Origin of the sequence: uncultured Chryseobacterium sp. (assembly GCF_913776365.1) — a bacterium.
Taxonomy (GTDB): Bacteria; Bacteroidota; Bacteroidia; order Flavobacteriales; family Weeksellaceae; genus Chryseobacterium.
Genome location: NZ_CAJYMO010000174.1, coordinates 1 through 10839 on the forward strand (window position 1 = coordinate 1; position 10839 = coordinate 10839).

Genomic DNA, 10839 nt, shown 5'->3' on the forward strand with positions numbered 1-10839 from the left:
ATTATGATATTTAGGTCATATTTTCAAAATGTTTCAATTTCAAAGCATGAAAATCAGGATGATTGAAACCTATTTCGCAGGTGTCAGAATCGATACGCCTGAAGACCTTAAGAAAACGAGAAAATTAATTTAATAATTTGATAATCTGATGATTTGAAAATTATGATATTTAGGTCATATTTTCAAAATGTTTCAATTTCAAAGCATGAAATCAGGATGATTGAAACCTATTTCGCAGGTGTCGGAATCGATACGCCTGAAGACCTGGAGAAAGCGAGAAAATTAATTTAATAATTTGATAATCTGCTGATTTGAAAATTATGGTATTTAGGTCATATTTTCAAATTGTTTCACTTTCAAAGCGTGAAAATCAGGATGATTGAAACCCATTTCGTAGGCGTCGGAATCGATACGCCTGAAGACCTGGAGAAAGCGATAAAATTAATTTAATAGTTTGATAATCTGCTGATTTGAAAATTATGATGTCCATGCCATATTTTCAAATTGTTTCACTTTCAGATTTTCAAATTAAAAAAGCCTTATATTTGAATTCATAAAAAGAATTAATGAAGAAATTACTGTTGGCATTTATTCTGCTTTGTTACCAAATCTGCTTGGCTCAGACAGCAAAAGAAATTATTGATAAAAATATTGAACTCTCCGGAGGTCTTACCAACTGGAAATTGCTGAATTCCGTTCTGCTTCAGGGAAAAGTGATCCTCGGAGTTAAGGATGAATACCCGATAAAGATTTTCCAGCAAAGGCCGAATCTTACTAAAACCGTCATCACCATCGGTGGAAAAGACACCGCTATTGAAGGTTTCGACGGTACAAAAGGCTATGCGATGAACTATGCGACCAATAAAATTCAGGAATACGCAGCTTACATTCCGGAAAGCTTTGATAACGATTTTATCGATTGGGAGAACAAGGGTTTTGAGGCGAAGTATCTCGGAAAGGAAAAACTCGGCAATATCTACTGCCATAAAGTAGAACTGACGAAAAACGTCAACAAAAATATTTATTACTTTGATACCCGGAGCTATATGCTGCTAAGGGAGATCAAGAAAGAGGAGACGCTGAACTATTCTGAGTACAGAAAGGTAGGAAACCTCTCAATGCCTTTCAGGATCGAATCCTCCAGTACAAAGAAGGACGGTGACTATGTCATGCTGCTGAACAGGATTGATACCAACAAGGTATTTCCTGCCAACACCTTTAAATTTTAAACAGATAATAAAAAGAGAATATGAAAAAAATGTTTTTACTGCTGCTTTCCTTCGTGGCATTTTTCAACAGCTGTGCGCAGAAGAAAAGCGAATCCTCCAGAGCAAAAACCAAAGAACTTATGGGAAAAACCATTTACGATTACACAGTACCGGCCCTGGAAGAGGGCAAAGAGATCAATTTTGCCGATTTTAAAGGAAAGAAAATCCTGATTGTCAATACAGCATCGGAATGCGGATTTACGCCACAATATGCCGATCTTGAAAAGGTATCGGAGGAATACAAAGACAAACTGGTTGTTGTAGGTTTCCCTGCGAACAACTTCGGAGGTCAGGAGCCCGGAACCAATAAAGAAATCGGGGCGTTCTGCCAGAAAAATTACGGGGTTACCTTTCCGCTGGCTGCAAAAGTTTCGGTAAAAGGCGATGATACGGCTCCAATCTTTAAATATTTAACGGAGAAAGAGCTGAATGGCGTTAAAAATACAACCATCCTTTGGAACTTCACCAAATTTTTAATTGATGAAAACGGAAAGCTGGTTGATTCTTTTGTAAGTACGACAAAACCTACGGATGAAGCGATTACGAAATATCTGAAATAACAATTTATTTAATGTAACGTTGCATCAATGTAACGATGTAACAATGTAACAATGTAACAACGTAACAATGTAACAATATAACAACGCTGAATATGAATTGCTATATTGTTACATTGCTATATTATTACATTATTGTATGGTTGCTTTTCTCCGCAAAACCGAAAATATTCCCCAGCTTGATGCTTGAATAGCCGTTGCTCTTGATTTTTGATGAATTGATCATCGCTTTGGCAAGGACATCCGTTGGTAAAGGTTTCTGGCTTTCCAGCAGACCGAGCCTGTTGGCAAATTTAATGATACGGCTTCCCATCACTTCTCCTGTCCTTTCAGAATCCTTTCTGTCCAGCATTCCCGGCTGAAAAATGGTGATTTTCTCAAAGTGAAGCTGCTTTACCGCTTCCTCCAGCTCACCTTTCATCCTCGAATAAAAAATTTTTGATTTCGGGTCTGCTCCGTACGAAGAGACCAGAATATAATCATCTACTTTATTTTCCTTAGCTGCTTTGGCAAATTCATACTGATAACCGAAATCCACTTTCTTTTGAGCTTCTTTACTGCCGGCCGCCTTCAACGTAGTGCCTAAGCAGGAAAATACAACGTCGCCACGGACTTCATTTTTCCATTCCTGCGGGTTGTCAAAGTCAACGATATGTACTTTTAACTTATCGTTCTGAATTTCAACAGGTTTTCTCACAAAAACTTTAATCTCATCGAAATCCTGATCCTGAAGCAGCCGATTGACCAAATCTTTTCCTGTAGCACCTGTGGCGCCAATAACCAAAGCTTTCATAATAAGTGAAATTTTAAATGGTGATATTTCTTTCTTAAATTTACTACATTTGGAGTGAATTAAAAAATATTACTTATTACTAATTACCCATTACTCATTATTTAAAATATGGATGCTAATGAAATTTTAGATTACTGTCTTGCGAAAAGAGGAGTTACCGAAAGCTTCCCTTTTGACAATGAAACGCTGGTGATGAAGGTAGGAACAAAAATGTTTTTGCTGATGTCGCTGGAAAGGCAGCCGCTGCAAATCAGTGTGAAAACCGATCCGGAATGGAGCACCGAGCTTCGTGAGCAATATCCGCAGATTACCGGAGCCTATCATATGAACAAGACCCATTGGAATTCTGTATCTCTTGACGGCTTAAAAAGTGATTTGATCGTTCAGATGATCGATCATTCGTATGAATTGATTTTTAAATCACTGACGAAAAAAGCGAAAGAGGAAATTGAAAATGCTTAGAAGTATTTATTTTACAAAAATAAAGGATTAAGTCTGCTGAACGGTGAATAATAATGATTTATATATGGTTGGAATATAAGCATTTAACATAATAATTTTTTTATAAAAGGGGAGTCGGTCTATTGCATGTACCACATTTTTTATTTTACTTTGAAGTGTTGAAACCGGATGCGCAAAAAGTCAAGACACAAATAAGTATTCATTAAAATTATTTCAAATGAAAAATTTAAAAAAATGATCCCGAAACGAACTTAAAACAGTAAAAGCAGGTCAGGTTTGGTTTGCTGATACTTCTTGTGGTATACAAGCCACCACTACTCAGAACTGGACTCCGGCGGAAGCAGATGCCTGGCGTGAAAGGCTGGAAGCAAATTACTGTAAACCTGCCTCACACTACGGACCCAGTGAAAATTTAGCTTAAAATTAATTTAAACAGGCACTTATGATTTAAACAAGATCATAAGTGCAATTTTATCATGAATATAAATCTTATGTATTCTTTTAAAAAAGCACTTGAGTTACTGATTTTATTTTGCAGCCTTTTATCGTATGCGCAGACGTACGAGCAAGATTCTTTACGGACTGAATGCATTTATCAGTTAAGAGCTAAATTAGATATTCGCACAGATAAAAGATATGAAGAACTGTTCTCATTACAGATATCCGACAGGCGGGCATTTTTTATAAGTACGGTACTGTTAAAAGGTGATTCGGTAATGGCTGATTCAGGAACGATGACAAATAATCCCGATGGAAGCATTACTCTAGGTTGGAAAAAAGGAACTTATATCCCAAAGACAAATTTATCATTCACCATTATACAATCAACTGAAAATGTACAGTTCTTTGATTCGGCTTTTATGTCATTACTCACCTATAAAGAGCCTGTAATAAAGAATTGGAAACTTACAGATGAAGTAAAGGTAATCAATACGATCAACTGTAAAAGAGCAGACGTTACCTTTAAAGGAAGAAACTGGATCGCTTGGTATGCACCGGAAATTCCTTTTCCTTACGGTCCTATGAAATTCAGCGGATTACCGGGATTAATTATCAAAATAACAGATGATAAAGGGGATTTTGATTTTGAGCTGGTAAAGTCCGTATCTGGTTCTACATTAAAAGGTAAATTAATAAACATTAAAAAAAGCAGATATACCAATGCCATAGAAACAACACAGGCAAAATTGAAACAGGCAAAAAGAAATGTTGAAAAGAATGCGGCCGGAGTAATGGCAAGCTATGGAACAACGGTAGTAAAAGGTCAGGAGATCCTACGGCAAAGGGAAAAAGAGAGAGAAGAAAACGAGAAATTTACAAATCCGCTGGAATTGGCTCCTTGAAAATCAGAACACAAATTTCTCTGTCAACCTTTTATCCTCATCCAATCTTTCAATCAGCTTTTCAAGCCCTTCAAATTTTATCTCATCATGAAGGAAATCCCGGAATTTTACAGTGATTTTTTCTTCGTAAATATCATCATTAAAATCAAGGATATATACTTCCACCGTCAGCTTTTCCCCATTAACGGTAGGATTCGTACCGACGCTCAGCATGCCTTTGTGCTGTTTTCCTTTAATAAAAACTTCCACGATATAAGCTCCTTTTTTCGGTAAGATTTTAATGGAATCGGTTTCTATATTGGCCGTCGGATAGCCGATGGTGCGTCCTATTTTTTTACCGTGTACCACCTTTCCGGAAACAGGGTAGGCGTATCCCAGCATTTCATTGGCCTTCATGATATCGCCTGCAGAAAGGGCATTCCGTATCTTGGTAGAGCTGATGTTGTTTTCATGGATGTTGATGGCTTCCATCTGTTCCACCTCAAAATCCAGTTCTTTTGACAGCTTCTGCAGCAATTCGAAATTACCGCTTTTATCTTTGCCGAATGAATGGTCGTATCCGATGATCAGGTATTTTACATTCAGCTGTCCGATCAGAATCTTACGTACAAATTCTTCTCCTGTCAGGTTCCGGAATTCCTCATCGAACTCTTTCAGAAAAAGATTGGCGATCCCGTACCTTTCCATAAGATGCTGTTTCTCGTGTATGGTATTGAGTAGCTTCAGGTTTCCGTCCGGATTGAAAACAAACCTCGGATGTGGCCAGAACGTAAGGATTGCCGTTTCCAGGTTATTTCGTGCCCCAACGGCGTTCAGCTCATCGATAATGCTTTTATGGCCGAGATGAACCCCGTCAAACATGCCCAGGGAAAGGGCTAAAGGTTTTTGAGATGAATACTCTGTAAAATTTCTGAAAACTTTCAAAACGGAAAAATTTGAATGCAAATATAGATATAATGTAACGATCTATCAATATAACAATGTATCAATAATTTTAATAGTATTATTGTTATATCGGTAAATTGCTGTATTGTTACATTGCTTGAAAAGTATGATAAAAATCTTTTTTTTACCAATTGTCGGTTGGTGAAGAATCATTATATTTGCACCAAGAAAAAATTTAGCAATGGCAAACCAAATTAAAGGTAAAATTTCTCAAATTATTGGTCCGGTAATCGACGTTGTCTTTACTGATGTGGAAGCAGTTCCAAGCATCTATGACGCGTTGGAAATTACAAAAGGAAACGGTGAAAAGGTAGTTCTGGAAGTAGAGCAACATATCGGCGAGGATACGGTAAGATGTATCGCAATGGATGCTACAGACGGTCTTCAGAGAGGGCAGGAGGTAACAGGATACGGAAATCCTATTATGATGCCAATCGGGGAGGCAGTAAACGGAAGACTTTTCAACGTGGTTGGTGATGCTATCGACGGACTTCAGAATATTTCTAAGGATGGCGGTCTTCCTATTCACAGACCGGCTCCTAAATTTGATCAGCTTTCAACTTCTGCAGAAGTTTTATTTACAGGGATTAAAGTAATCGACCTGGTTGAGCCTTACGCAAAAGGAGGTAAGATCGGTTTGTTCGGTGGTGCCGGTGTAGGTAAAACAGTATTGATCCAGGAGTTGATTAACAATATTGCAAAAGGACACGGAGGTCTTTCGGTTTTCGCCGGTGTAGGGGAAAGAACGAGAGAAGGAAATGACCTTTTGAGAGAGATGCTGGAATCAGGAATCATCAAGTATGGTGACGATTTCATGCACTCTATGGAAAACGGAGGCTGGGACCTTTCAAAAGTGGACTTGGAAGCCATGAAAGATTCTAAAGCAGCATTCGTTTTCGGACAGATGAACGAGCCACCTGGTGCAAGAGCGAGAGTAGCCCTTTCCGGTCTTACGCTGGCTGAATATTACAGAGACGGTGGAGAAAGCGGACAGGGAAGAGACGTTCTTTTCTTCGTAGACAATATCTTCCGTTTCACCCAGGCAGGTTCTGAGGTATCTGCACTTCTTGGACGTATGCCTTCTGCCGTAGGTTACCAGCCTACCCTTGCTTCTGAGATGGGAGCCATGCAGGAAAGGATTACATCCACTAAAAACGGTTCCATTACTTCCGTACAGGCGGTGTACGTACCTGCGGATGACTTAACTGACCCGGCTCCGGCAACAACGTTTGCCCACCTGGATGCTACTACGGTACTGGACAGAAAAATTGCCTCACTGGGTATTTATCCTGCAGTAGATCCGTTGGCTTCCACTTCAAGAATCCTGGCTCCGGAAATCATTGGTGATGAACATTATGACTGCGCGCAGAGAGTGAAAGAGATCCTTCAGCGATACAAAGCCCTTCAGGATATCATTGCCATTCTGGGTATGGAAGAACTTTCAGAAGAAGATAAATCTGTCGTATACCGTGCTAGAAAAGTTCAGAGATTCCTTTCTCAGCCGTTCCACGTAGCAGAACAGTTTACAGGGATCCCGGGATCATTGGTAGATATCAAAGATACCATCAAAGGATTCAACATGATCATGGATGGTGAACTGGATCATTTACCGGAAGCTGCTTTCAACCTGAAAGGAACCATTGAAGAAGCTATAGAAGCCGGACAAAAAATGTTAGCTGATAACGCATAATAACGCTCAGTGCTGATAGCCGGTGCTGTTAGCCAAAAGCCAAAAGCAATTAAAATGAATATAAAAATTTTAACACCAGAATACGTAGTTTTTGAAGGCGAAGTAGATTCTGTATTGCTGCCGGGGAAAAATGGTGGATTCCACATCATGACCAACCACGCAGGTATTGTTTCTTCTCTAGTAGGAGGTGATGTTAAGCTCTATGCCAGATCTATTGATGAAGCATATGCCAAATATTTCACCAAAGAAAATGAGAAAGATTCGGTTTTTTCTTATCCTATCAAAAGCGGTGTTGTAGAATTTAATCATAATAAAGGAATTATCCTTTGTGAATAATTAAAGGAAGAGCTAAATATATTTTCAAAAAAGTGTAACTTTGGTTACACTTTTTTTATGTCCTTTAGATTCTGATGGTATGAAGAGAAGTTTATGTATCCTGTTTGCGCTCCTGGGTATTCTGATGCATGCGCAGACGGTAAAAGTAAAAAGAGGAGTCGTCACTTTAGAAGGTATTCATGTGGCCAAAGTGTCTGGTAAGTCGAACGTATATACCTTTATGGACCTTAAAGAAACGCCCATGTATACGGTAGAATTTGTTGACAAAAGCATTGTCGACTCGGTCCGCGATAGCTATATCCGGCTGAACAGGATATACAACCAGGATAAAACCCTGGACCTTGACTATATTTCACCCTCGGCATTTTCAGGAGAAGAAAAATCAGCAGCTTATACCTGCGTCAAGGCACTTAAAATCATTGATGAGCGGGGAATCAACATCAAAAACCTGGATGAGCTGTTCAAGAACAACCCCAAGAGAAAGTTGGATGCCAAAACCAAAGATGCCTATACGACCAGAACCAGGATTGACAGGCTCAATATTACCGTCAATACGGTTGGCGAAATTCTCAGCAACGGTATTCCGGTGGGATACTTTACCAACTTACCGGTGAGTTTCGGTTCCGACGATACGGTGACCGATAAATCCTTTGTTGACATCGAAATCTACGACGCCAAAAGCAAATACATCGGAAAGTATATCACGACCACCAAGCAGATCAAATCCGCGGGTGGCAAAACCTTTACTTTGTACAGAGAATTGTCAGGACGTGCTTCCTTACTAAAGTTTCCAACCTACAAAGCCATCGCAGAACGTATGGCCATTATGGATCCAAACTTTATCAAAGTCCAGGAAAAAGTCCAGGTAGGCGAAGTGGTGAAAGATGGTGTGGAAAAATAAAATCCAAAAACAGGTTAGATATATAAGAGAGGTGCCTATACTTTCTTTTAAAGCAGAAGAATTTTCAACACTTGACTCCATATTATCAAGAAAATCTCTGATCAACATATTCAACATGTTGAATATAAACAACTTATAAACTGACTTGGCCCTATAAAGTCAGGATAACCCCGTTTTCTTTCAGCTGCTGTATCGGTTTTGAGAACCAGAACAGCTCAAAATTGTCAAAATCTTCTTCAAAATTATTCTTCAGCTGCTGCAGCGTTATTTTTCCGGCATTTTCTATGAAACCTGCTTTCAGTGTACTCAGAAGCCATTCTGCATGGTCCTGATCCAGTTCAATGCTGACAATATTGGTTTTTAAATGCGCTGTAATTTTCGTGTACGGGTATTCGTGCTTCTTTTTTATTTTTACGCGATTCTCAGCGATTACGTTTTGGGTTAAAAACACGATTTTAGCGTTTGGCTTAAATGTAAAATCTTCATCATCCAATAAAGCGTCATGAATGAAATCCGGATGAACGGTGGTTTTTGGAATTTTAAACTCAAACCACTCTTGTAACGGCAATTCAAAGTTAATACCGTGCATATAGTTGAACAGTGATTTTTTCAATCCAAAACTGAATTTGCCATGATCGATTCCTGTGGTATCGGTAAAATCGATATCGTTATTGGCAAACAGGATGTCCTGCTTTTTCGGAATTACACCGAATGCTTCAGGGTTCAGTCCGACAGGTGAGTGGGCAGTCATCGCAAACTGGTGCCAGAATCCGCTCTGAAGAATTCCCATTTCAAAAAGCTGGCGCACCATCTCCAGTGAGTCTACAGTCTCCTGAACGGTTTGTGTGGGGTAACCGTACATCAGATACGCATGGATCATGATACCTGATTCCGTGAAATTGCGGGTCACTTTTGCCACCTGCTCAACCGAAATACCTTTGTCGATCAGTTTCAGGAGCCGGTCGCTGGCAACTTCCAGCCCGCCGGAAACCGCTACGCAGCCTGAAAGCTTGAGGAGAAAACATAAATCCCGGGTAAAGCTTTTTTCAAAGCGGATGTTGGTCCACCAGGTAACGACAAGTTTCCGGCGCAGGATTTCCAGGGCTACCTCACGCATCAGTGCGGGCGGAGCCGCCTCGTCAACAAAATGGAATCCGGTTTCTCCGGTTGTCAGGATCAGTTCTTCCATGCGGTCCACCAGTATTCTTGCGGAAACAGGCTCGTAGATTTTAATATAGTCAAGGGAAATATCGCAGAAAGTGCATTTCCCCCAGTAACATCCATGTGCCATGGTGAGCTTGTTCCACCGGCCGTCACTCCAGAGGCTGTGCATGGGATTCGCGATTTCAATCACGGATATATATTGATCCAAGAGAAGGTCGGAATAGTCGGGGGTTCCGATATCTGCCTGCTTGTAATCGGGTTTCGATGCGTTGTTTTTATAAATTACCTTATCATTTTCCAGCAGAAATGTCCTTTTAAATTCTGTTGATCCGGTAGAGATATGGTTGTACAGCATTTCCAGCGGGACCTCACCGTCATCCAATGTAATAAAATCAAAAAAGGCAAAAACCCTGGAATCCTTTATCTCACGCAGTTCGGTATTAGGGAAACCTCCGCCCATAGCGGTTTTGATGTGGGGGAATTTTTTCTTGATCAGTCCCGCACACCGGAATGCCGAATACAAATTCCCGGGAAAAGGAACTGAAAAGCAAACCAGCCCGGGCTGTACGGCTTGCAGTTTTTCTTCCAGGATTTTCAGTGTGATATCATCGATAAACGTTGTCGGCCCCGATAGCTTATCATATAATTCATCAAAAGAATTGGCACTTTTGCCCAGCCTTTCCGCATATCTGCTGAAACCGAAATCAGGATCGGTTACTTCTACCAGATAATCCGAAAGATCCTCCAGATAAAGGGTTGCCAGATGCTTGGCTTTATCCTGCAATCCCATATTTCCAAAAGCGAATTCCATATCATCCAGTTGATTGAAGCGGGAAGCTTCGGGCAGGAAATTCATGGAACAGATCTGCCTGGCCAGTGTCGGAACTGCTCCCTGGAGAAAGGAAATCACCTGGTCAATGGTTCGTATGTACTCATTTCTTAAGGCAAAAATCCTTTGAGCATTTTCTGAAAGTACAGCAGCCTCAGGCGTTTCATCGAAGATCCTCTGCAGCCCGCGTTTTGAAAACAGCTCCAGAATAACCTCGATACCCAGATCCGCCTGGAAAGCTGAAATATTTTTGGTATTCAGGAATCCTTTGATGTAGGCCGTTGCCGGATAGGGTGTATTGAGCTGGGTAAAAGGCGGAGTAATGAGGAGCAGGTCTTTCAACAGAAATTTTTTGCAAATTTACGACTTAAATTTTAGAGAAGGTTTAAAACTGTACAAAAGTTAGGCATCTGAATACAGCATTGCAGAGTGGCAAAACTTATTTTGCGGGCAGCGGTAAGATTAAAGGAAAAATTAATAAATTCACGGAATGAAAAAGATCTTCCGACCCGTAATGGTTATGCTGACTGCCTGTACGGCCTCTTTTCAGG

11 protein-coding genes and 1 pseudogene are annotated in these 10839 nt (G+C 40.2%); 9 read left to right on the forward strand and 3 right to left on the reverse strand.

Annotation, left to right across the window (positions count from 1 at the left end; all coding sequences use genetic code 11):
- Positions 1-162: 162 nt before the first annotated feature.
- The 4 genes and pseudogenes from QZ735_RS08835 to QZ735_RS08850 all read left to right on the forward strand — a co-directional run bounded on the left by QZ735_RS08835 (position 163) and on the right by QZ735_RS08850 (position 1828).
- Positions 163-291 carry a hypothetical protein gene (locus QZ735_RS08835; RefSeq protein ID WP_294247067.1) on the forward strand — a complete coding sequence of 43 codons (129 nt, stop codon included), beginning with the start codon at positions 163-165 and terminating at the stop codon, positions 289-291.
- 72 nt (positions 292-363) lie between these two features.
- Positions 364-450, forward strand: a pseudogene (locus QZ735_RS08840) (3-deoxy-manno-octulosonate cytidylyltransferase); the annotation flags it as partial.
- Between the two features lie 116 nt (positions 451-566).
- Positions 567-1229 carry a histidine kinase gene (locus QZ735_RS08845; RefSeq protein ID WP_294247070.1) on the forward strand — a complete coding sequence of 221 codons (663 nt, stop codon included), beginning with the start codon at positions 567-569 and terminating at the stop codon, positions 1227-1229.
- Between the two features lie 20 nt (positions 1230-1249).
- Positions 1250-1828, forward strand: a complete 579-nt coding sequence (locus QZ735_RS08850; RefSeq protein WP_294247071.1) for a glutathione peroxidase — start codon at positions 1250-1252, stop codon at positions 1826-1828.
- A gap of 124 nt (positions 1829-1952) precedes the next feature.
- Here QZ735_RS08850 and QZ735_RS08855 read toward each other — a convergent pair whose 3' ends face one another.
- Positions 1953-2618 (reverse strand): NAD(P)H-binding protein, encoded by a 666-nt coding sequence (locus QZ735_RS08855; protein ID WP_294247073.1) that lies wholly within the window; start codon positions 2616-2618, stop codon positions 1953-1955.
- A 108-nt stretch (positions 2619-2726) separates the two neighbouring features.
- Between QZ735_RS08855 and QZ735_RS08860 the strand changes: the two genes are divergently transcribed.
- Both QZ735_RS08860 and QZ735_RS08865 read left to right on the forward strand, forming a co-directional pair.
- Positions 2727-3080: an MmcQ/YjbR family DNA-binding protein gene (locus QZ735_RS08860; protein ID WP_294247075.1), complete on the forward strand. Its 354-nt coding sequence runs from the start codon at positions 2727-2729 to the stop codon at positions 3078-3080.
- Positions 3081-3571: 491 nt separating this feature from the next.
- Complete coding sequence (locus QZ735_RS08865) at positions 3572-4423, forward strand: GLPGLI family protein (protein WP_294247078.1); 852 nt, start codon at positions 3572-3574, stop codon at positions 4421-4423.
- Positions 4424-4426: 3 nt separating this feature from the next.
- On the opposite strand, the gene QZ735_RS08870 is transcribed toward QZ735_RS08865, so the two are convergent.
- Positions 4427-5347 (reverse strand): bifunctional riboflavin kinase/FAD synthetase, encoded by a 921-nt coding sequence (locus tag QZ735_RS08870; protein ID WP_294247081.1) that lies wholly within the window; start codon positions 5345-5347, stop codon positions 4427-4429.
- Positions 5348-5549: 202 nt separating this feature from the next.
- Between QZ735_RS08870 and atpD the strand changes: the two genes are divergently transcribed.
- The 3 genes from atpD to QZ735_RS08885 all read left to right on the forward strand — a co-directional run bounded on the left by atpD (position 5550) and on the right by QZ735_RS08885 (position 8295).
- Positions 5550-7058 carry a F0F1 ATP synthase subunit beta gene (atpD, locus tag QZ735_RS08875; RefSeq protein WP_294247084.1) on the forward strand — a complete coding sequence of 503 codons (1509 nt, stop codon included), beginning with the start codon at positions 5550-5552 and terminating at the stop codon, positions 7056-7058.
- 54 nt (positions 7059-7112) lie between these two features.
- Positions 7113-7394, forward strand: a complete 282-nt coding sequence (locus QZ735_RS08880) for a F0F1 ATP synthase subunit epsilon (protein WP_294247091.1) — start codon at positions 7113-7115, stop codon at positions 7392-7394.
- A gap of 79 nt (positions 7395-7473) precedes the next feature.
- Positions 7474-8295 carry a hypothetical protein gene (locus tag QZ735_RS08885; protein ID WP_294247087.1) on the forward strand — a complete coding sequence of 274 codons (822 nt, stop codon included), beginning with the start codon at positions 7474-7476 and terminating at the stop codon, positions 8293-8295.
- Positions 8296-8446: 151 nt separating this feature from the next.
- On the opposite strand, the gene QZ735_RS08890 is transcribed toward QZ735_RS08885, so the two are convergent.
- Positions 8447-10630: a radical SAM protein gene (locus QZ735_RS08890; RefSeq protein WP_294247089.1), complete on the reverse strand. Its 2184-nt coding sequence runs from the start codon at positions 10628-10630 to the stop codon at positions 8447-8449.
- Positions 10631-10839: the final 209 nt, after the last annotated feature.